The 20845-nt window shown below is 69.8% G+C and carries 14 protein-coding genes; 6 read left to right on the forward strand and 8 right to left on the reverse strand.

The window, feature by feature from the left end:
- Positions 1–363 precede the first annotated feature (363 nt).
- Positions 364–1464: a DNA glycosylase AlkZ-like family protein gene (locus ACT53R_RS15095; RefSeq protein WP_476172726.1), complete on the forward strand. Its 1101-nt coding sequence runs from the start codon at positions 364–366 to the stop codon at positions 1462–1464.
- A gap of 4 nt (positions 1465–1468) precedes the next feature.
- Here the strand turns inward: ACT53R_RS15095 and ACT53R_RS15100 are convergent, their stop codons facing one another.
- The 4 genes from ACT53R_RS15100 to ACT53R_RS15115 all read right to left on the reverse strand — a co-directional run bounded on the left by ACT53R_RS15100 (position 1469) and on the right by ACT53R_RS15115 (position 5819).
- Complete coding sequence (locus ACT53R_RS15100) at positions 1469–3022, reverse strand: phage tail sheath family protein (protein WP_476172727.1); 1554 nt, start codon at positions 3020–3022, stop codon at positions 1469–1471.
- A gap of 95 nt (positions 3023–3117) precedes the next feature.
- Positions 3118–3948, reverse strand: coding sequence for a hypothetical protein (locus ACT53R_RS15105; protein WP_476172728.1), 831 nt, complete (start codon positions 3946–3948; stop codon positions 3118–3120).
- Between the two features lie 175 nt (positions 3949–4123).
- Complete coding sequence (locus ACT53R_RS15110; RefSeq protein ID WP_476172729.1) at positions 4124–4333, reverse strand: cold-shock protein; 210 nt, start codon at positions 4331–4333, stop codon at positions 4124–4126.
- A 253-nt stretch (positions 4334–4586) separates the two neighbouring features.
- Positions 4587–5819, reverse strand: a complete 1233-nt coding sequence (locus tag ACT53R_RS15115) for a hypothetical protein (RefSeq protein ID WP_476172730.1) — start codon at positions 5817–5819, stop codon at positions 4587–4589.
- On the opposite strand from ACT53R_RS15115, the gene ACT53R_RS15120 reads away from it, so the two are divergent.
- The gene (locus ACT53R_RS15120) at positions 5818–6003 is read left to right on the forward strand and encodes a hypothetical protein (RefSeq protein ID WP_476172731.1); all 186 of its coding nucleotides are present in this window, start codon (positions 5818–5820) and stop codon (positions 6001–6003) included. The genes ACT53R_RS15115 and ACT53R_RS15120 overlap by 2 nt on opposite strands.
- Here the strand turns inward: ACT53R_RS15120 and ACT53R_RS15125 are convergent.
- Positions 5991–7538 carry a hypothetical protein gene (locus tag ACT53R_RS15125; RefSeq protein ID WP_476172732.1) on the reverse strand — a complete coding sequence of 516 codons (1548 nt, stop codon included), beginning with the start codon at positions 7536–7538 and terminating at the stop codon, positions 5991–5993. The genes ACT53R_RS15120 and ACT53R_RS15125 overlap by 13 nt on opposite strands.
- A gap of 197 nt (positions 7539–7735) precedes the next feature.
- On the opposite strand from ACT53R_RS15125, the gene ACT53R_RS15130 reads away from it, so the two are divergent.
- Positions 7736–9451: a hypothetical protein gene (locus ACT53R_RS15130; RefSeq protein WP_476172733.1), complete on the forward strand. Its 1716-nt coding sequence runs from the start codon at positions 7736–7738 to the stop codon at positions 9449–9451.
- Positions 9452–9546: 95 nt separating this feature from the next.
- Here ACT53R_RS15130 and dbpA read toward each other — a convergent pair whose 3' ends face one another.
- Positions 9547–10938, reverse strand: coding sequence for an ATP-dependent RNA helicase DbpA (dbpA, locus tag ACT53R_RS15135; protein WP_476172734.1), 1392 nt, complete (start codon positions 10936–10938; stop codon positions 9547–9549).
- Positions 10939–11068: 130 nt separating this feature from the next.
- On the opposite strand from dbpA, the gene ACT53R_RS15140 reads away from it, so the two are divergent.
- The gene (locus ACT53R_RS15140) at positions 11069–12472 is read left to right on the forward strand and encodes a M20/M25/M40 family metallo-hydrolase (protein WP_476172735.1); all 1404 of its coding nucleotides are present in this window, start codon (positions 11069–11071) and stop codon (positions 12470–12472) included.
- A 103-nt stretch (positions 12473–12575) separates the two neighbouring features.
- Here ACT53R_RS15140 and ACT53R_RS15145 read toward each other — a convergent pair whose 3' ends face one another.
- Positions 12576–14651 (reverse strand): tetratricopeptide repeat protein, encoded by a 2076-nt coding sequence (locus ACT53R_RS15145; protein WP_476172736.1) that lies wholly within the window; start codon positions 14649–14651, stop codon positions 12576–12578.
- 172 nt (positions 14652–14823) lie between these two features.
- Here ACT53R_RS15145 and ACT53R_RS15150 point away from each other — a divergent pair, with 172 nt between their 5' ends.
- Positions 14824–15372 carry an RNA 2'-phosphotransferase gene (locus tag ACT53R_RS15150; protein WP_476172737.1) on the forward strand — a complete coding sequence of 183 codons (549 nt, stop codon included), beginning with the start codon at positions 14824–14826 and terminating at the stop codon, positions 15370–15372.
- A gap of 22 nt (positions 15373–15394) precedes the next feature.
- Here the strand turns inward: ACT53R_RS15150 and ACT53R_RS15155 are convergent, their stop codons facing one another.
- Positions 15395–16858 (reverse strand): hypothetical protein, encoded by a 1464-nt coding sequence (locus tag ACT53R_RS15155; RefSeq protein WP_476172738.1) that lies wholly within the window; start codon positions 16856–16858, stop codon positions 15395–15397.
- 289 nt (positions 16859–17147) lie between these two features.
- Between ACT53R_RS15155 and ACT53R_RS15160 the strand changes: the two genes are divergently transcribed.
- Positions 17148–20831 (forward strand): alpha-1,6-glucosidase domain-containing protein, encoded by a 3684-nt coding sequence (locus ACT53R_RS15160; RefSeq protein WP_476172739.1) that lies wholly within the window; start codon positions 17148–17150, stop codon positions 20829–20831.
- Positions 20832–20845: the final 14 nt, after the last annotated feature.

Consider the following 20845-nt stretch of genomic DNA (forward strand, 5'->3'; position numbering starts at 1 on the left):
AACACCGCCTCGATACCGGCGGCATCCATCGGGCCCGGGATCCACTTCTCCAGCAACTCGGCCGGAATGTCGAGGGGCGCCCCGGTCACTGCGGGTCTCTTCTTGCGTGGCATACGACCTCCTCTGGGTCATGGTATGCCCCGACACACAAAATTCCTGACACCCTCGCAACGTTGGCGAAAAAAGCGGCACGCGCGCCCCTCTGACGCGCACGCGCGACCGTCCGCGGGTCGACGTTGCACCCAAATGGGGCATGCATGGCGAACGTAGGGTGGCGGCGTGTGTGCGCAGCGGACGGGACACGCCTGCGCGCATCGCGTCGGCGGTGAGATGATCCGTGCTCGCTTCGCCCGCGGACCCGCCATGCCCCTCACGCTCGACCACCTGCGCCGCCATGCGGTGGCGCGCACGCTGTTCAGGCCGACGACGCTGATGCGGGCGATCGAGCGGCTGGGGTTCGTGCAGGCGGATCCGATCCGGGCGCCGGCGCGGGCGCAAGACCTCACGCTGCGGCATCGGGTGAAGGACTACCGGGCCGGCGATCTGGAGCATCGTTATCCGACGCTGCCGGTCGAGGAAGACTTCTTCGTCAACTACGGCTTCCTGCCACGCGCGCATCACGCGCTGATGCATCCGCGCACCGGGCGGACGGCGTGGACGCCCGCGCGGCGCAAACAGGCGCAAGCGGTGCTGGATTTCATCGCCGAACGCGGCACCGCGCATCCGCGCGAGGTCGACGCGCATTTCGCGCACGGCAAGGTGACGAACTGGTTCGGCGGGTCGTCCAACGCCAGCACGCAGCTGCTGGACGCGATGCACCATCGCGGCCTGCTGCGCGTGGCGCGGCGCGACGGCGGCACGCGCGTGTATGCGCCGCGCGAGGGCGACGCCGCCCCCGTCGACAGCAACGACGCGGACGCGCGCATGGACGCGCTGGTCGACGTGATCGTGGGCAAGTACGCGCCGCTGCCGGCGGCGAGCCTGGCGCAACTGGTGCGTTTCCTCGGCGGCGGCGTGCCGCAGTGGGAGGCACGACGCGCGTCGGCACTCGCACGCGCGAAGCAGCGGCTCGGCACGGCGCGCAGCGATGGTGTCGACTGGTACTGGCCGGCGGACGAAAGTCCGTCGTCGAAACGCTGGGCACCCGACGACGCGGTGCGGCTGCTCACGCCGTTCGATCCGATCGTGTGGGACCGCCGACGTTTCGAGCTGCTGTGGGGCTGGACGTATCGCTTCGAGGCCTACACGCCCGCGCCGAAGCGGAAACTCGGCTACTACGCGCTGCCACTGCTGTGGCACGACCGCGTGATCGGCTGGGGCAACCTCTCGCTGCGCGACGGCGCGCTGGCGAGCGAGTTCGGCTACGTCGCCGGCAAGGCCCCGCGCGATGCCGCGTTCAAGGCCGGGCTGGAGGCGGAACTGGCGCGGATGCAGGCGTTCCTGGTGCCGGCATCGCGCACCTGACGCATCAATCGGACGGCGCCTGCATCTGCTGTTCGAGCGTGGTGACGAGGAATTCGGCGGGCCGCATCAGGGCCACCCGTGCGGTCAGGCGCATGCAGCCGTCGAGGATGTCCTGTGCGGTCATCGTGGTGCCCAGTCCGGTCGACACCGCGAAGGCATCGGACGGCGTGGTGCCCACCAGCCCGCCCTGCCGCCACAGCTCGGTCAGGAACGCGCTGGCCTGCATGTTCACGAACGACCACGTGTTGGCGTCGTTCGGCATGAACACGCAGGCGCGCATGATGTCGCGCAACGTCGCGTTGATGTAGTCCATGGTGCGGCGCGCGGGGACGTAGCGCCAATCCTGGCTGTTGCCGTCCAGCGTGCGTGCGCCCCAGACCAGGATGCCGCGACCGGTGAACGCGCGGATGGCGTTGATCGATTTCCCGGTGACCGCATCGACGTTGAGGCCCACCTGCTGCGTGTCGTTCAACCGGATCGGCAAGTCGGTCACACCGACGATGCCGACGTTGGCGGGCGCGACCCACACGCCTTGGGTGTTGTCGTTGTTGGCATACACGCCTGCCATCGCGCCGCTGGCAGGCACCGTGCCCGCGGCGGTCTGCACGACCTGCATGATCTGCACGTACGTGCGGCTGGCGGCGAGCAGTTGCTGCTGCAGGGCCGGACGCTCGGCCGGCGTGGCGGTGCCGATCGAGGCGAGGATCGACGCGACGGCCGGATCGGGGCCGTCGCCAAGTTCGAGCAGCGCGGCGAGGCGTCTGGTGTCGCCGCCGAACAGATGCGTGAAGTCGATCAGGTCGTCGAGCACGCCGTTCGTGACGATGAAGGGGTAGTAGCACGCGCCGCGATCGAGCCCGACGGTGCCGGTCGCCTGCCGGAACGCGGCGATGTCCTGCGCGTAGCCATCGGCGGTCGGGTGGTCGCCGTTGATCACGTCGAGCAGGCACAGGACCGTGCCCAGCGTGTCGGCCTGCGCCAGCATGGCCTGCATCAGCACGGCGTTGTCCTGCGGCGACAGCAGCGTGGCATCGGGGCAGACGTACAGCGTCGGCTCGGTCTGGTCGCGCAGTGCGTCCAGTGCCTGCAACAGCGCGGCGAGCGACAGGTTCGGATTGACCGGTGGCGTCGACGCACTCTCGACCGGCTGCCCCGTGGGCGCGCCGCAGAGGCCGGCGGAGACGATCCACGCATCGCCGCCACCGTTGGCGTAGAACAGCGCGACGCTGGCGTGCAGGTGGTACAGCGTGCCGGGATCCGGCAGCACGGCGAAACACTGCGCGCCGATGTAAAGCTGCGGACCGACCTTCGGCGGCGTGGCCTGCGGCACGAGGTGGTACTGCGGGCGCGCCGGCGCGGACGCGGCATCGGGCTCGGCGAAGTACGCCAGGAACTCCGCGTACGAAGTGATCCTGACCGGCGTGCCCACGAGTGACCGTCCATGCCCGTCATCGGCGCGCTGCGTGTAACCCACGAAGGCGGGCACCGCCGTGGCGACCGGCGCCACCGCCGGCGGGCCGGCAACATCGGCGGGCAGCGGGATCACGGGTGTCGACATCGGTGTCACGGCGGAACCTCCTTGCAGGGATGTGGCGCAGGACGCGTCGCGCGGCGACCGGCATGGTGCCGGCCGTCGATCGAAAGCGGATGCGCTTACCGCGCCGCGCGTGCGGATTCTTCCGCCAGGCGCTTGCGCGAGTGTTCGTCGCCCAGTGCGGCGCCGCGTTCCAGCAGCTTGAGCGCGGCCTCATGGTCGCCGTCGGCGGCGCGTTCGAGGCGCATCAGCGCGGCGTTGTAGGCGGCGATGGCGCTGCCCTTGCCGGCGGCGCGCTCGTAAGCGGCCAGGGCCTCGCCGGGGCACAGCATGAAGACATCCTTCGCGACGCCGACGCGCATCAGCAGTTCCGGCTGATCGTCGGGAATCTGGTCTTCGACGTAGGCCGGCCAGCCATCGGCCAGCGCCACCAGCACGTCCTGGCCCTTCGGCACGAAGTACGAGCCCGCGCCTTCGCGCGCGGTGAAGGCCTGCCGCGTGGTGTGGCGCGAGCCGTCGGCGGAGAGCCAGAGGAAGCCGTCCTCTCCCTGCACGGGCAGGCCGTCGAGCGCCGTCGACAGGCGATCGGCCTGTGACGGCACGCCGGCCGCGGGCGACACGCCGGTCCACGAGCCGATCAACTCGATGCGCTTCACCTTGCCGTCGAGTTTGGGGCGCAGCATCGCGGCCAGGTCGTCCACGGTGAGGATGCGCATGTCACCGTCATAGAGATGCCACGGGCTGGCCTGCAGACCGATCGTGTACACCTCGTCGGAATCGGGGACCTTGTCCATGTACGCGTGGACGGCATCACCGGCGTACAGGCAATCGGCGGACTCGGTCGGGCTGCAGGTCGGCACCGTCACCGTGCCGGACAGCGGCAGATGGACGTCGTTGCAGGCGAACGCGGCGGGGCTGAGCAGGCACAGCGCGAGCAGGAGCGGTTTCACCGGCGGTCCGCCTCGGAGATCGTGAAGCGGAGAGCTTACGCGCGCCCGGCGCGATGCGCGCGCGGGAGGCACGCGCGGGAGATCCGGGCGACACCGCTCCCCCGAAACGCAGAAAGCCCGGCCGAAGCCGGGCTTTCCGAAGATTCACGCGTTGGCGCGGATCAGAGCAACGTGATCAGATCACGGTGACCTGGTCGGCCTGCATGCCCTTCTGACCCTGGGTCACGATGAACGAGACGCGCTGGCCTTCCTGGAGGGACTTGAAGCCCGAGCCCTGGATCGAGCGGAAGTGCACGAAGAGGTCGGGGCCGCTTTCCGGGGTGATGAAGCCGAAGCCCTTGGCGTCGTTGAACCACTTCACGGTACCGGTCTGTTTCTGGGACATGTTCTTTTCCTTGGAGCAGGATGGATGTGGAGCCGCACGAGGCGGCAGGAGCTGGCGGCAAGGAAGGAAACGAGGGAAACGACGCAGGGACGATGAAGCTCGGTCTACAGCGGCAGGCCACGATTCACGGTGACCCTTGACATTCAGCGGACGACACTATGGGGCCAGCGGGCCCGCAATGCAAATCGGCCGTCCCGGACCGACCCGGCCGGCGCCCCCGCGGGCGGGTCGGCGCCCGCCTCCGAGGGCCCGTTCAGGGCAGCGATTGCACCTGGAGCGTGATCACCCAGACCTGCTTGCCGTTGACCTGCTGCGCTTCGACCGACTGGACGAGGAAGCCGGTGCCGGGCGCGAAGGTGTACTCGATCTTGGTGGGATCGTCGGACAACGGCGTGATGTAGCTCACGGCCTCCCACACCGCGGTGCCCGGCGCCGGGTTGGCGACGAGCACGATGCCGTTCTGGTACTGCATGGCCTCGTCCATCGAATCGCCGAAGCTCCAGACCATCTTCGTGGTGATCGTGGCGCCCGGCACGATGTACGTCGCGATGGCGTCGGCGAACGGGATCTCCAGCGGCACGCCCGCGGGGCCGGCGTTGAGCGGGCATTGCAGGAACTCGATGCCGAAGTGCTCCATCCCGAGCTGGTAGATGTCCATCTGCCCGCTGAAGAGCTGCGGCTTGGCGACCACGCTGGTGCGCGGCATCGAGGCGAACGCAGCGGCCAGCACGCGGTTCTCGACCTGGCTGAGCTGGTACAGCGACGGCCACACCGCGTCCAGTTGCGCCTGCACGTCGGCCAGCGACGACGCCGGCATCATCATGAAGGAATGCATGTAGTCCGCATTCTGCGGGGTGTAGCTGCCCCAGTTCGATTCCCAGATCGCGTCGGCGATGCTGTCGAGGTCCAGCGGATACGGCGCGATGCCGATGTCCGTGTACTGGAAGATCTTCATCAGCACCATGCGCGTGAACGAGGCCGTGGTCCAGTCGTACAGGCACATCGCCAGCTGGAAGCTGCTGTCGGTGTACGGAAAATACTGCAGTCCCAGCGCGCGGATCTCCTGGTCGCTCTTGCCCGGCGCGTCGGGGATGTCCTGGTAGGGGATGTACTTCTCCGCCATCATCCGGTCGATGAAGGCGATGTCGTCGGGATCGATGACCGGCAGCGGCTTGATCGTGCCGGACACGATGACGCCGTTGCCCAGGTTCGTGGCGATGAACGTGCCGTTGCCCGGCAGCGCCAGTCCGATGGCGATCTCGGGGCTGGGCGTGTAGTCGAGCGTGGCGTCGTTGAGATTGACGAAATCCATCACCGGCCCGGTCGGGAAGCCGTTCTGGAAGTCGGTGAAATCGATGAAGCCCTGCCCGCCGACGATCAGCCGCGACGAGGTGCCGCTGCCGCCGCGCGTGGCGTTGATGGATTCACCGTCGCTGAACCACAGCGGGGCGGAGGTGGGGTTGTCGACGGCTTGCAGTGTCCACATGGCGATCGTCCTTGAAGAGGCGTGGCAGGCATGGCGATGCCGGTTCCATGGCATCGATGCCAGCGTGCGGCAGGCGGCGATGTCCCGCAAGCCCCTGCGCGTGCCGACGGCGGAATCCGGCACGCCTTGCGTCGCGACCGATCGCCACCGTCGATGGCAGGCGGGCGAACGTCAGAAGGTGTAGCTGACGTCGACGTCGTGCTGTTCGAGGCGACCGACGCGATCGACCGCGGCGCGCACATCGTCGCGGGCGAGCAAGGCGCGACGCGAGGCCATGACCGCACGATCGCCCGGCAACGGCGACGGCCGCCGTGTGTCCTGCAGTTCGAACAGCGCATCGGCGCGTTCGTCTTCCGACGCCAGTCGCTCGATGTAGAGCCGCGCCGCGTCATCGACCCGCCCCAGCAGCAACAGCGCGTCGAGGTAGGTGGACTGGGAATCGTCGCGGTGCGTCCGGATGAAGTCGAACGCGGCACGCCGGGCGTCGCGGTCGCCGAGGGCCACCGCGGCATACAGGCGGACGCTGGCGAACTGGGTCCGTCCGTAGTCGGACATGCCGGCATCGTCGACGCGGGCGATGCTGGCGAGTGCGTCCCGCGGCCGGCCGAGCTGGCAATGGAACATGCCGATGTTGATCGCCTGGCTGACGTTGGGCTGGCCGTCCTCGGGATCGTCCCGGATGCGCTCCATCAACGCGAGTGCCTCGTCGATGCGGCCGAGCCGACGCAGCGCGATCGCGCGGGTATTGAGCAGCCAGATCAGTTTGCCCGGATCGTCGTAGGGCGGCGCATCGCCGGCGGTGTCGATGGCTTTCCGCACCTGATCGGACAGGTCGAGCACGTCCTGCAACGCATCGGCCTGCAACAGCGCCGACGCCAGCGCCTGCCGCACGTCGAGGCTGCGCGGATGGCGCTCGGCCTTCTCGCGCAGCGCGGCCACCGTGCGCAACGCCGCCGCCTTCGCGTCGAATGCCGGCGTCCCGCGATCGACGAGCGCGTCGAAGCGCCTGTCGTCGCGCAGCCGGATCACGAACTCGGGCGCGATCACGCGTCCGATGGCGGCCCGCGCGCGCTCGGGTTCGCCCAGGCGCACGCGCGCGAGGGCGAGGTCGTACCAGAGCGACGAACTGTCGTGGAACGGGTCGTCCCACTGCGCGTCGAACAGCGCTTGCAGATAGTCGGCCTGCGCCCGGGGCTGGTCCTTCAGCGCGTTCGCGAGCCGGTACAGGACGGGCGCGTCCAGGTCGGCGAGGACCTCCGGATGGCGCTTCGCCAACGCGATCACGGCGTCGGCCGCCTCGGCGGGACGGTCGAGCCGCGTGAGGAACGTCACCACGCGCGAGACATCGAAGGCTTCGTCCGGCTTCAGGGCCTGCGCGCGGCGCGCGAACGCGAGGCCTTCGTCGAAACGCTGCAATCGCCATGACACGACCGCCGCACGCACCCAGACGGTGTACTGGCGCGACACGCGCAGCGTCGCGAACGCCGGGGATGCGGTCACCGCGGCATAGGCATCGGCGGCGGCCGCGTTGTCACCGGCGTCGTAACGCGCGTCGGCTTCGGCCAGCAGGCCGTCGAACGCGGCATCCGCGACATGGCGTTTTTCCTTGTGCGGCGGATCGCCCGACGGCCCGAGGACACGCACGGGTTCGGCAGCGGCGATCGGCGCCGCGAACAACAGCGCAATGGCCAGCGACAGGGACGGAAGCGGCGATGCCATGGGCAGGCTCCGGGAACGGTGGCGGCACTGTAACGGCCGCGCGCATGCGGCGTCACGGCCTTCGCGCGGAAGGTCGGCGCCGCGATCTCGGGGCCTGCGACGGCATACCGGCATCCTGTCGTGGCCTGCATCGCCACCCGCCACGTCGCGGCGGCGGCGCTGCGTGCACCCATCCGCCATCCCGAGGATCCGACACGATGACATCCCCTTCCGCTGCGCGCGCCACCACCGCTGCCATGCCCGACCGACTGCGTGCCCTCACCCTCGGTTGCATCGCCGCCCTGCTGCCGGCATCGGCCATGGCCTTCCCGGCCGATCGCACGGCGACGTTCGCGCACGGTTTCAGCCCGGCCATGGGCCAGGCCTGGACCGGTGCGATCCAGCCCGACGGCAAGATCCTCTTCGGCGGCTGGGTCGGCAACGCGCCGCCCGGCACGCTGGTGAACACCGACGCGATGCTGGCGCGCCACCTGCCCGACGGCAGCGTCGACACCGCGTTCGGCACCGGCGGCACCGGCAGCGCGCGCACCGACGTCTACGGCTACGGCGACGCGGTGCTCGACATGGTCGAGACCAACGCCGGCCTCTACGCGCTGGGCTACGCCAACGACTACACGATCTTCCACAACGTGCTGTTCCGCTACACCGCCAGCGGCCAGCTCGACACCACGTTCGGCAGCGGCGGCAAGCTGGTGCTCGCACTGCCGTCCACCGATCGGCTGCAATCGCTGTCGGTGCAGGAGGACGGCAAGCTGGTGCTCGTCGGCACCGCGCAGGTCGGCGGCAGCCTCGATTACCTCGTGCTTCGGCTCAACCCGGATGGTGCGTTCGATCCGGGCTTCGTCAACGGCGGTCGCGTCACCTATTCGGCCAGCAGCGGCAACGACGTGGCCTACACCTCGACGCTCCAGACCGACGGCCGCATCCTGGTGGTCGGCGAGACGGGGATGAACGAAGCCGCGGTGATGCGCCTGAACACCGATGGCAGCACCGACACGACGTTCGGCAGCTACGGCATCGCGCGCCTGTCGATGCCGACGCGTCGCCTGATGGGCCGCTTCGTCGTCCACGTGCCGGAAGGCCTCGTGCTCGTCGGCTCCGACACCGTGAACTACGCGAACGGCACCGGCGGCACCTGCGTGTCGCGACTGCGCAACGACGGCAGCCTCGACACGCTGTTCAACGGCAGCGGCCACCAGTGCGGCGCGTATCCCGCCGGCACCGGCAACCAGCTCTCCGGCATGCAGCTGCTGCCGACCGGACAGACGCTGGTCGCCGGCATGATCACGATCGACTACGGCGGCGGCAACGGCAACCGGGTGATGTTCAGCGGTCGCTACACCGAAGGCGGCGCGATGGACACCAGCTACGACAGCGCCGGCACCGGCATGTCGATCGGCGGCTTCGGTTCGGCGCTGAACGTGTCGACCGGCGTCGGACACCTCGGCCTGTTGCCGGATGGCCAGTTCCACATCGGCGGCTTCAGCGATGGGCTGCTCTACGGCATGCGGTTCCAGGGCACGCCGATGGATCTCGTCCCCGACGCGCCGACGGTGCCGGGCGTCGAGAACGTCGCACGCTCGACGGTGCAGACCAGCCCGCTGTTCTACGTCAGCGGGCTGAGCCAGGGCGCGGTCGTGCCGTTCACGGTCAGCAACGGCAGCTACATCCGCAACGGCTTTCCCGCCACCAGCCGCATGGGCTACGTGGCCAACGGCGACTGGATCAGGCTGGTCCACACCTCGGCATCGACCTACAACACCACCGTGACCACGACCGCACGCTTCGGCGGCGTGTCGCCCGCGAACAACCGCACGCGCGCGATCGGCCCGCAGGCAACGGCGAGCTTCACCTCCACCACGCTGCCGCTGCTCTCGCCGCCACCGGGTCGCGACCCGGGCACCGAGCGCTGAGCGCGCGACGTCTCGATCGCCGAGACACCTTCGCGACCATCGCATGACACCCCGCATGGCGCGCCTCCGGGCGCGCCATGCGTTTTCGGGCCGCGTCAGAGCCGGTTCACGCGGAACTTGCGTCCCTTGATCTTGCCGCTGCGCAGGCGTGCGAGCGCGGTGTCGGCGACGTTGCGTGCGATCGCGACGTAGGAGCGCGTCGGATACACGTCGATCTTGCCGACGGCGTCGGCCTTGAGGCCGGCGTCGCCGGTCAGCGCGCCGACGATGTCGCCGGGGCGCAGTTTGTCGGTGCGGCCGGCGTCGATGCGCAGCGTGACCATCGCGGCGGCGGGCACGTGCGGCGGCCGGCCGGCGAGCGGCTCCATGCGCTCATAGCGCAGCGACTTGCCCATGCGCTCGCTGATCGCCTTCTCGCGCGGCAGGTCGGTGGGCACGCACAGGCTGAGCGCGAGGCCGTCGCGACCGGCGCGGCCGGTGCGGCCGATGCGGTGCAGGTAGGTGTCGGCGTCGCTGGGCAGGTCGAAATTGATGACGGCGCCGAGGTCCTCGACGTCGAGCCCGCGCGCGGCCACGTCGCTGGCGACCAGCACGGTGCAGCTGCGGTTGGCGAAGCGCACCAGCACTTCCTCGCGATCGCGCTGCTCCATGTCGCCGTGCAGCGCCAGCGCGGTGAAGCCGTAGTGCGACAGCGAGCCGACCACTTCCTCGGTGTCCTTGCGCATGTTGCAGAACACCACGCACGACGCGGGCTTGTAGCGCAGCAGCAGCGCGGCGAGCAGCGGCATCTTTCGCGCGGGTTCGATCTCGAAGAACAACTGTTCGATCGTCGCCGGTTCGGCACCGCCGTCGATGCTGACTTCCACCGCGTCGCGCAGCATCGCGTTGGCGAGCGTGCGGATGGCGTCGGGGAACGTCGCCGAGAACAGCAGCCCCTGCCGGTTCCTGGGGATGCGCTTGACGAGGTCGCGGATCGCCTCCTCGAAACCCATGTCGAGCATGCGGTCCGCTTCGTCCAGCACCAGCGTGCGCACGCCGTCGAGGCGCAGCGCTTTCTGCTGCACCAGTTCCTGCAGCCGGCCGGGCGTGCCGACGACGACGTGCGGCTCGTGCGCCAGCGAGGCCAGCTGCGGACCCAGCGGCATGCCGCCGCAGAGGATCGAGATCTTGAGGTTCGGAATGCCGGTCGCGAGCTTGCGCAGTTGCTTGCCGACCTGGTCGGCGAGTTCGCGCGTGGGGCACAGCACCAGCGCCTGGGTGCGGGTCGATGCGGGATCGAGCCGATGCAGCAGCCCGAGGCCGAACGCGGCGGTCTTGCCGCTGCCGGTAGGCGCCTGCGCGATCACGTCACGGCCGTCGAGGATGGGCGGCAGGGCCTGCGCCTGCACCGGCGTCATCGTGGTGTAGCCCAGCGCGTCGAGGCCCTGCGACAGGGCGGGCGACAGCGGCAGGCTGGAAAAATTGGGGGCTTCGGCGGGCGTGGTCATCCGGACATGATCGCAGACCGCGGCGGCGCAGGCGCGCCGGGGTGACCCCGGACAGTGACCTCGTGCAGGTCCTGCGGCCGCAGGCGAGGGGCTAAGATCGAGGTCACCCTCTGGTCCCCGGAATGCCCGCATGCGCATCGCCCTGCTCGCCCTGGCCCTCGCGGCCGCCGTCCCGTCCGCACACGCCCAGGCGTCGGCCGATCCCTGGCACGCGAAGGCGCGCGAACTGCTGGGCCATGCCATCGCCGCACCCACCGTCGCCGGCCGCGGCAAGGTGCCGGAACTGGCGCAGTACCTCGGCGACCAGTACCGGGCCGCGGGCTGGGCCGCCGGCGACATCCACGTGCTGCCCTACGACGCTTCGCCCGACAACCACACCGCGGCGCTGGTCGTGCGCTGGCCGGCGGCGGGCAAGCCGAAGGCGAAGCCCATCATGCTGATGGCGCACATGGACGTGGTGGAGGCGAAGCCCGAGGACTGGTCGATGGACCCGTTCGCGCTGGTCGAGAAGGACGGCTACTTCTACGGCCGCGGCACCAGCGACATCAAGCAGGGCGTGGTCGCGGTGACCGCCGCGCTGCTCAAGTTGAAGGCAGAGGGCTTCAAGCCGAAGCGCGAGCTGATCGTGTTCTTCAGCGGCGACGAGGAAACCGGCGGCATCGGCGCGCTGAAGGGTGCCACCGACTGGCGCGCGCTGCTGAACGTGGAATACGGCCTCAACGCCGACGGCGGCGGCGGTGGTTTCGCGCCGGACGGCAAGCCGATCGGCTTCACCTTCCAGACCGCGGAGAAGACCTACGCCGACTACGCCTTCACCGCACGCAATCCCGGCGGCCACAGCTCCAAGCCGCGGCCGGACAACGCGATCTACCAGCTGTCCGACGCGCTGGTGCGGCTGTCGCAGTACCGCTTCGAACCGAAGCTCAACGAGACCACGCGCGGCTACTTCGACGTGCGCCAGCGCAGCGAACCCGGCGCGCTGGGCGACGCGATGCGCGCGTGGCTGAAGAATCCCGCCGACGGCGCCGCGGCCGACGCGATCGAAGCCGACATCGGCGAGGTCGGCCTCACCCGCACGCGCTGCGTCGCGACCATGCTGACGGGCGGCCATGCGCCCAACGCGCTGCCGCAGCTGGCGCGCGCGACGGTGAACTGCCGCATCCTGCCCGGCGTCTCGCCCGACGCCATCCGCGACGAACTGCAGCGCATCGCCGGCGACAAGGTCGAAGTCACGCGCCTCGACCAGGAAGTCGCGTCGCTGGCCTCGCCGGTGCGTCCGGACGTGCTGAAGGCGTACACCGACAGCGTGCACGCGATGTTCCCCGACGCGCCGATCCTGCCGGAGATGAGCACCGGCGCCAGCGACGCGCGGCCGTTCCGCGTGCACGGCATCCCGGTGTACGGCGTCGACGGCTCGTGGGGCATCGTGCCCGACGACATGCGCGCCCACGGCCGCGACGAACGCCTGCCGGTGAAGGCGCTGGACGACGACATCGACCACTGGGTGCGCATGCTGCGCGCACTGGCGGGCTGAACCGCGCGGCACGCATCGCACCCCAACGCGACGGGGCGGCCGAAGCCGCCCCGTTGCATGACCGGCGGGCGCGACGTGGCGCCCGCGATCGTCGGGCCCCGGATCAGGGCTTGCGGTAGAACCGCATCAGCACCGACTGCATCTGCGGGATCGCCGCGTCGCCACCGTAGGCCATGCGCGAGAGGCGCTCGGCCACGGAATTGCCGTCGTTGCAGCGCTGGCCCGGGTTCACCTGCAACTTGGCCAGCGCGACGAAGCCCTTCACGTTCTTCGTCGCCACCGCATAGCACAGCGGGGTGTCGCCAAGCAGCGACTGCTGCGGACGGCCGAGCGCGATCGGATCGCCCCCCGGGGACACGACGCGCAGGACGTCGATCCGCTGCCAGCGCAGCGAGCACACGGTCAGCGCCGTGGCGGTGGCCCTGGGATTCGCCGACGCATCGACGTACAGCTGCGCGATCTTGGCGTCGGCGCCGGCGCGGCAGATCGCCTCGGACAGCGTGGCCGGATCGGGATTCAGCGCAATCGCGCGCTTCATCGCGGCCAGACTGTCGGCCACCGGCGCGCCGGTCTTCTTGTCCAGGCGTTCGGTCGACTTGCGCACCAGCGCGGCCGACAGCACCGCGAACTTGCGCACCGGCAGCCAGGTGTCCGGCACCGGATCGACCACGGCGACGATGCGATCGGACTTGATGCCCGGCGTGGCCATCAGGAAGTCTGCGTAATCCAGGCGGACGTTCCAGTACTCCGGATGCTGCGCGAGGAAGGCGTCGGCCACGCGCGGGAAGTCGGCGGCGCGGTTGCCGCGGCGCATGGCGCTCATCAGGTGCGCCATCGTGGTGTCGTACACGAACGGCAGGCCTTCGGGCTTGGCCAGGGCCGCCTGGTAGTAGCGCATGGCCTTGGTGTAGTCGCCGCTCTCGAAGATCAGGTCCGCGTTGAAGAGGTTGAGGTAGGGATGCTCTTCGTTGATCTCGCCGGCGCGCTGGTACAGCGGCCCGGCCTCCGCGTCGCGGCCCTGCAGGTAGCGCAGGCGCCCCAGCCACATCAGCGTGTCGGCGTCGTCGGGCGCCAGTTCCAGCGCCTTGTTGAGCTCCTGCTCCGCGACGTAATAGCTCGGCGCGTCGATGACCGCGCGCAGCTGGTCCTGCTGCAGCGGCATCGGCGGCGCGCTCTTGATCGCGGCCTCGCCGATGAGCCGGCGCACCAGCGCGTTGCGCGGGTCGATGCGCTCCACTTCCTGCAGCATCGCCAGCGCCTGCGCCGCGGCCGGCTGCGTGCCGACGTTGACCAGCAGTTGCCGCGCCTGGGCGATCACCGCGTCCTTGCCGCCCGGGGCACCGCCGGGGAGTTCGCCCGGCGCCGCGGCTTCGCGCATCTGCTGGTAGAGCTGGCTGTACCAGTCGCCGTTGCGGAAGTCGTAGGCCGCGGCCAGCGCGACGTAGTAGTCCGCACCGGTGGGGCTCTCGGCGAAATTCATGAAGGTCTCGATGTCCTCGTCGGACGTCTTCACCAGCGCCGGCACCAGCCACTTGTCGAGCAGGACGTGGCGGTCGATGCGCTCCTTCGGCGCCGCCGCAGGCAGGCTGAGCACGGCGGCGTCCAGCGCGGCCACCAGCGCGGCGGGCTCGGGGCCGAGGCCGGCGTTGCGGTTCACCTGCACCTGCTCCAGCGCCATCGCGGTGTAGATGTCGCGCATGCGATCGAGCCGCTTGGGCGTGTTGGGCACCGGATCCTCTTCGGACGGCACCGGCGCACGGTTCCAGATCGACTTGTTCACCGCGTGCATTTCCGGGGACATCGACCAGGCGTCGATGGCACGCACCGCGCCGCCCTTGGCGGCGATGGCGGCGAATCCGCAGGCCGCGCGCGCGCGCAGCGTGTCCTGCGAGAACTGCTTGTCCAGCACCGGCTTGAGCTTCTGCACCAGCGCCGGATCACGCTTGGCGAGCTGCGCCTCCACTGCCTTGCGGTAGTCGAGGAAGGTCTGCGTGACCGCGGGCAGATCGCCGGCGCGGTCCATGGCGTGCACCAGGCGCGTGAAGGACTTGACCCCTTCCGGCGGGATCTCCTTGCATTGCGGGATCGGCAGGTTCGGGGTCTTGGGCGCTTCCGCCCGCTTGCAGCCCGACGCCAGCAGGATCGTCGCGATCCCGACGCACACCAACACTGAACGCATCATTCCCCTCCGGTTCCCTGCGGAAGCGTCAGGATACGGCGAAAAGCCCGTGCGATCAGCAAGTTCCGGACGGAGACGGCCGCGGCGACCGGCAAAAGCGTGACGGTTGCCAGCCGCGGAGCCGGCCCCGTCGGCGGCCCCGGACCTGCGGCCGCCGGATATCCTGACGGCCATGTCCGACCCCGTCATCGCCGCCAGCAAGTTCCTGGCGCTCGTGTTGCGCCACCGGCCGGAGGCCATCGGTCTCGTCCTCGACGACGCCGGCTGGGCCGACATCGACACCCTCATCGCCTGCGCGGCGCCGCACCACCCGCTGACCCGCGGCCTGATCGAACGGGCGGTGGCCGGGAACGACAAGCAGCGCTACGCCATCAGCGACGACGGCCGCCGCATCCGCGCGCGGCAGGGACATTCGATCGACGTCGACCTCGCCCTGCCGGCGCTGGCGCCGCCGCCGGTGCTGTACCACGGCACCGCGACCCGCTTCCTCGACGCGATCCTGCGCGACGGGCTGACGAAGCAGCGCCGCCACCACGTGCACCTGTCGGCCGACGTCGCCACCGCCACCCAGGTCGGCGCACGCCACGGCCGGCCGGTGGTGCTGCGCGTGGACGCCGCGGCGATGGCGGCCGCGGGCCACGTCTTCCACCGCTCGGAAAACGGCGTGTGGCTGACCGATGCGGTGCCGGCCGCGTTCCTCGCGACCGACGCCGCCGGATGACACGAGCTGCCTTGCGCGGGCCTCAGGGCACCGGCACCGCGAACACGCCCGAGTTGGACAGCGCGTTGTTCGCACCGCCGGCCGGGTGGATGGCGTAGAGGTAGATCTTTTTGCCCTGGTGCGCCTGGCGCACCGCCTTCGGCAGGCGGATCGAGAACCGGTAGGCCAGGCCATCGGAGCCGCAGGCGCTGGCCACCGCGGGTTCACTGGCGAAATCCGACGGGTAGCCGCCGATGATCGTGCCCGCACCGGGCGGCCCGCCGACGTACAGGTGCACGTCGACCGGAATCCGCGCGCCGTAGGAACAGGCCCAGCCGTTGACGCGATTGTTCGACACGCCGTCGATGACGCCCCGGGTCGCACCGAAGCTGCCGGCGACCGCGGTCACCGAGGTGTTGGCGCGCAGCGCGGCGATCGAGCGCTTCAGCAGGTCGTGGTACAGCGCGCCGGAACGCACCGACGGTTCCAGGTCACGGTTGTACTCGTCGTTGTATTCGTCGGTGAAGAGCCTGTCGCCGTAGGACTGCCCGGTCTGCGGGTCGGTGTAGGACACGCGCTGCACGACCCACTCGTTCCAGCCGGTGATCATCACGTACGGGCGGTTGGAGAGACGGGCGGTTTCCATCTGCTGGAGCAGGGTCATGCCGTTGAACTTCGGCACCGCGGTGGACGAGTAGCTGATCCAGTTCAGCGCGAACGCCGGCACCACCGAGATCTGCTGGCCATCGGCGCTGCCGCGCTGGTTGCAGGCCGCCTGCGCGCGCGCCGCCTTGAATCCGGACCAGTCGGCGCAGCGCGAGATGAAACCCCATTCGTCGGCGGCACCGCCGTTGGGGTCCTGGGCCCAGAACTTCACGGTGGTGAGCGTGGTCGCGTAGCTGCCGATCTTCGTGGTCGCGTAGGCACCATCGCGCGGCGCGACGAAGACCACCGGCTTGTTGTTGAACAGGAACGCCAGCGCGTTGCCGCTCATCTTCTGCCTCGCGTACTCGATCGTGTCGATGGCACCGGCCGGCGGCGCGTTGGCCGACACCGCCACCCACGGCACCACTTTCGGCGCGTTGCCGGCGCCCATCGACCCCCACACCGCCAGCAACCGCTCGAACGGCTTCACGATCATGTTGTCGGCGTCGATGTTCTTGGTGTCGGGCCAGTTGGTGATGTCGACGTAGACGTAGTCGACACCGGCCGACTTCAGCAGCGTGGCGTGTTCGCGCAGCAACGCGTCGTTGGCGGACAGACAGTAGTAGCCGGCGCGCGGCTTGCCCCACCAGTGGAAGGCGCCGACCGGGCCGAGCGCATCCGGCGTGTCGCTTTCGAGGATGTCGGTGAGGTTGTAGCTGCCGGACTGCGACGGGCAGTGCCACAGCGCGTAGAAGATGCCGACGGTCCGCGCGGTCTGCGCGGAAGCCACCGGGGCATGGGTCATGCACAACACCCCGAAAGCCAGCGCCAGCGCCTGCAGGGATGCGGAAACACGGTTCATCGATCGGTCCTTGTCGTCTCGGCGGCAGATGCCGTCGAAGGCAAAGGTCGCCACCTGCACCCGGGACAGGACATCGGGACAGGACGTCCGGCGGTGGCGGCGTTACTCGCTGCGCGGGAATACGTTTTCAACTGCCATGCCGTGTCTTGTCGGTCGTGACGCGATCGTCGACAGTGCATCGCCCGTCGTACCGGCATCGGGAAACCGCTGTTTTTCCCGCGGTTTTTGCTGCATCGCAACATCCGCCCGCCGGCACGGTCTTCCCGATCGGACTCTCCCGGAGGCCAGGATGCGTACGCTCTTCTCCCGCTTGGACCGCGCGCTGCCGGCGCTCGCGATGTGCGCGCTCACGCTGCTGCTGGCGGCCTGCGATCCGCCGTGGAAGGCGTCGCTGACCGGGGACGGGCTGGAAGCCTCGGTCGGCAAGGTCGACGCCGCGGGCCTGCTCGCCAAACACGGCAAGGGCAGCAACGACGATCGCGGCCAGCCGGGCGGCGTCAGCGACATCTGCGATGCAAGCAACACCAGCCTCGTGCTGACGCCGGTGCCGTCGCCACCGCGCGACGGCGCGCCGGTCGACGTGCGCGTGCACTACCACCGCGACGACGGCAACTACGCCGACTGGGGCCTGCATCTGTGGCAGGTGAACGCCGCTGGCCAGTACGTCGCCGACTATCCCGGCGTGAGCTGGGGCGCGCCGTTCGCGCGCACCGGCCTCGACGCCTACGGCGCCTACTTCGATCTGCCGGCAAGCGCCTTCACCGATCCGAACGCCTCCGGCTTCGGCTTCATCGTGCATCCGCCGGGCGGGGCCGGCGATCCCGGCGTCGACCGGATCTGGAACTTCGGCGACGGCGGCGAGTTCTGGCTGCGTTCGGGCGACGCGACCGTGTACCGCAGCAACCCGACCGGCGTGGTGCCCGACATCGACACGGTGCGCGTGCATTACAAGCGCTTCGACAATAATTACGCGCCGTGGGGCCTGCACCTGTGGAACGGCAGCGGCCTGGACACCGCGCGCCTCGCCGGCCTGACGATCGAACAGTGGGGCGCGCCGGTGCCGTTCGCGTCGATGCCCGGCTACGCCGCTGGCAGCGGCGAGATCGTGTTCGACCTGCCGGTACTCAATCCGCGCGGTGATGCCGCGCGCACCGGCGTGGAGTTCATCATCCACGGCCTGCCGTCGAACCCGAACGGCGGCGTCGACAACAAGGACGGCTGGAGCGCGAACATCCGCGTGAGCTACGCGGCGCTGGACATCGACCAGCACGTGGGCCAGGTGTGGCTGGTGCAAGGCACCCCGACGGTGTTCACCGCGCCGCCGGACACGCGCCGCGTCTCCACGATCGACGCGCGCGCCGCGTGGCTCACCCGCTCGCTGCTGAAGTGGCCGCTGGTCGATGCCTTCGGCACGTTCAAGCTGTACCACGCCGCGACGGGGCTGATCGTCGCGCAGCGCGGCCAGCCGGTGCACGGCGCCGACGGCGCGCTGACGCTGTCGATCGGCGGCAGCGTGCCGGCCGATGCGGCCGAGCGCTTCAAGTACCTCGACGCCGGCGTGGTGCTGGCGGTCGCGCCTGCCGACATCCCCGCGCTCGACGCACTGATGAAGGGCCAGCTGGTGCTGGTGCAGGAAGACGCGCAGGGCCGCGTGCTGGGCGCGACCACGCCGCAGCTGGCCGGCTTCCTCGACGATCGCTACGTCGCGGCGGAAGCCATCGACGATCTCGGCGCGGTGACCCGCCACGGGCGCACCGGCTTCGCGCTGTGGGCGCCCACCGCGCGCAACGTCACGCTGTGCACCTACGGCGCGCAGGGCGTCTCGCACGAGACGATCCCGATGACCCGGGACGCCGCCACCGGCGTGTGGCGCGCGACGCCGCGCAGCGAACGCCGGGGCCTGTACTACCGCTATGCCGTGGAGGTGTTCGTGCGCGGCATCGGCGTGGTGCGCAACCTCGTGACCGATCCGTACTCGGTCTCGCTCAACGCGGATTCGGAGCGCAGCTACGTCGCCGACCTGTCCGCGCCGTGGCTGATGCCGCCCGGCTGGCGGCATCGCATGGCGCCGGCGCCCGCGGCGGCGCCGGAAGACATGACGATCTACGAGTTGCACATCCGCGATTTCTCGGCCAACGATCCGACGGTGATCCCGAACCACCGCGGCAAGTACCTCGCCTTCACCGAACGCGATTCCGACGGCATGCGCCACCTGCGCGCGCTGGCTGCCGCAGGCGTGACCGACGTGCACCTGCTGCCGACGTTCGATTTCGCCAGCACACCGGAAACCGGCTGCACGACGCCGACGATCCCGGACGCCGCGCCGGATTCCGACGCGCAGCAGGCCGCCGTCGAAGCGACGCGCGGGACCGACTGTTTCAACTGGGGCTACGACCCGTGGCACTACACCGCGCCGGAAGGCGGCTACGCCACCGATCCGGACGACGGCGCCGCGCGCATCCGCGAGTTCCGCGCGATGGTGATGGGCCTGAACGCCGCCGGCCTGCGCGTGGGCATGGACGTGGTCTACAACCACACCAGCGCCTCCGGCCAGAACGCGAAGTCGGTGCTCGACCGCATCGTGCCCGGCTACTACCACCGCCTGAGCGCGGCCGGCGAGATCGAGCGTTCGACCTGCTGCGAGAACACCGCCACCGAGAACCGGATGATGGGCAAGCTGATGATCGACTCGGTGAAGACCTGGGCGACGCAGTATGGCATCGATTCGTTCCGCTTCGACGTGATGGGCCATCAGCCGCGTTCGGTGATGGAGAAGCTGCGCGACGAGCTGGCGGTCGCGGTCGGGCACCCGGTGCCGTTGATCGGCGAAGGCTGGAACTTCGGCGAGGTCGCCAACGGCGCGCGCTTCGTGCAGGCCTCGCAGCTGTCGCTCAACGGCAGCGGCATCGGCACCTTCAGCGATCGCACCCGCGACCACGTGCGCGGCGGCTCGGGCTTCGACAATGGCGTGTCGCTGCTGCGCAACCAGGGCTACATCAACGGCCTGTGGTACGACGACAACGGCAGCGGCGGCGGCAAGACCCGCACCGACCTGATGTGGTCGGCCGACGTGCTGAAGGTCGGGCTCGCCGGCTCGGTGCGCGACTACGTGATGACCACGCACTGGGACGCCACGCTGCGGCTGGACCAGATCGACTACGGCGGCCAGCCCGCCGGCTACGTCGTCGATCCGCAGGAAGTCGTGAACTACATCGAGAACCACGACAACGCGACGCTGTTCGACAACGACGTCTACAAGCTGCCGCTGTCGACCAGCGGCGAAGACCGCGCGCGGGTGCAGATCCTCGGCGCGGCGATCGACGCCTTCAGCCAGGGCGTGGCGTATTTCCACGCCGGCGTCGACACCCTGCGCAGCAAGTCGCTGGACCGCAACAGCTACGACAGCGGCGACTGGTTCAACCGCCTCGACTGGACGTATCGCGACAACGGCTTCGGCGCGGGCCTGCCGCCGCAGGGCGACAACGGCGCCAACTGGGACGTGATGCGCCCGCTGCTGGCGAACGCGGCGATCAAGCCGACCGGCGCCGACATCCGCTGGACCCGCGATGCCTTCCGCGACCTGATGCGCATCCGTGCCAGCACGCGCCTGTTCCACCTGCGCACCAGCGACGAGATCCGCCAGCGGCTGGCGTTCCACAACACCGGCAGCACGCAGGTGCCCACGGTGCTGGCCGCGCATCTCGATGGCCGCGACTACGCCGGCGCGAACTACAGCGACGTGCTGTATTTCATCAACGTCGACAAGGTGGCGCAGACGCTGACGATCCCGCAGGAAGCGGGCAAGGCGTACCGACTGCATCCGGTGCACCTCGCGGTGAACGCGGCCGATCGCCGCGCCGCGCAGGCGACGTGGGATGCGGCCAGCGGCCGCGTCGTCCTGCCGCCACGCACGGCTGTGGTGTTCGTGGTGCCGTCGACCCTCAAGCGCCTCGGACGCGACGACCGGCGATGAGCCGGTGGCGTGCG

The organism is Lysobacter sp. DMC104, assembly GCF_056313665.1.

What these genes read in the sequence shown, in the direction of transcription:
- ACT53R_RS15095 (WP_476172726.1), top strand. Translation starts at nt 364, where the DNA reads ATGCCCCTCACGCTCGACCACCTGCGCCGCCATGCGGTGGCGCGCACG.
- ACT53R_RS15100 (WP_476172727.1), bottom strand. Translation starts at nt 3,022, where the DNA reads ATGTCGACACCCGTGATCCCGCTGCCCGCCGATGTTGCCGGCCCGCCG.
- ACT53R_RS15110 (WP_476172729.1), bottom strand. Translation starts at nt 4,333, where the DNA reads ATGTCCCAGAAACAGACCGGTACCGTGAAGTGGTTCAACGACGCCAAG.
- ACT53R_RS15120 (WP_476172731.1), top strand. Translation starts at nt 5,818, where the DNA reads ATGGCGATCGTCCTTGAAGAGGCGTGGCAGGCATGGCGATGCCGGTTC.
- ACT53R_RS15115 (WP_476172730.1), bottom strand. Translation starts at nt 5,819, where the DNA reads ATGTGGACACTGCAAGCCGTCGACAACCCCACCTCCGCCCCGCTGTGG.
- ACT53R_RS15125 (WP_476172732.1), bottom strand. Translation starts at nt 7,538, where the DNA reads ATGGCATCGCCGCTTCCGTCCCTGTCGCTGGCCATTGCGCTGTTGTTC.
- ACT53R_RS15130 (WP_476172733.1), top strand. Translation starts at nt 7,736, where the DNA reads ATGACATCCCCTTCCGCTGCGCGCGCCACCACCGCTGCCATGCCCGAC.
- dbpA (WP_476172734.1), bottom strand. Translation starts at nt 10,938, where the DNA reads ATGACCACGCCCGCCGAAGCCCCCAATTTTTCCAGCCTGCCGCTGTCG.
- ACT53R_RS15140 (WP_476172735.1), top strand. Translation starts at nt 11,069, where the DNA reads ATGCGCATCGCCCTGCTCGCCCTGGCCCTCGCGGCCGCCGTCCCGTCC.
- ACT53R_RS15145 (WP_476172736.1), bottom strand. Translation starts at nt 14,651, where the DNA reads ATGCGTTCAGTGTTGGTGTGCGTCGGGATCGCGACGATCCTGCTGGCG.
- ACT53R_RS15150 (WP_476172737.1), top strand. Translation starts at nt 14,824, where the DNA reads ATGTCCGACCCCGTCATCGCCGCCAGCAAGTTCCTGGCGCTCGTGTTG.
- ACT53R_RS15155 (WP_476172738.1), bottom strand. Translation starts at nt 16,858, where the DNA reads ATGAACCGTGTTTCCGCATCCCTGCAGGCGCTGGCGCTGGCTTTCGGG.
- ACT53R_RS15160 (WP_476172739.1), top strand. Translation starts at nt 17,148, where the DNA reads ATGCGTACGCTCTTCTCCCGCTTGGACCGCGCGCTGCCGGCGCTCGCG.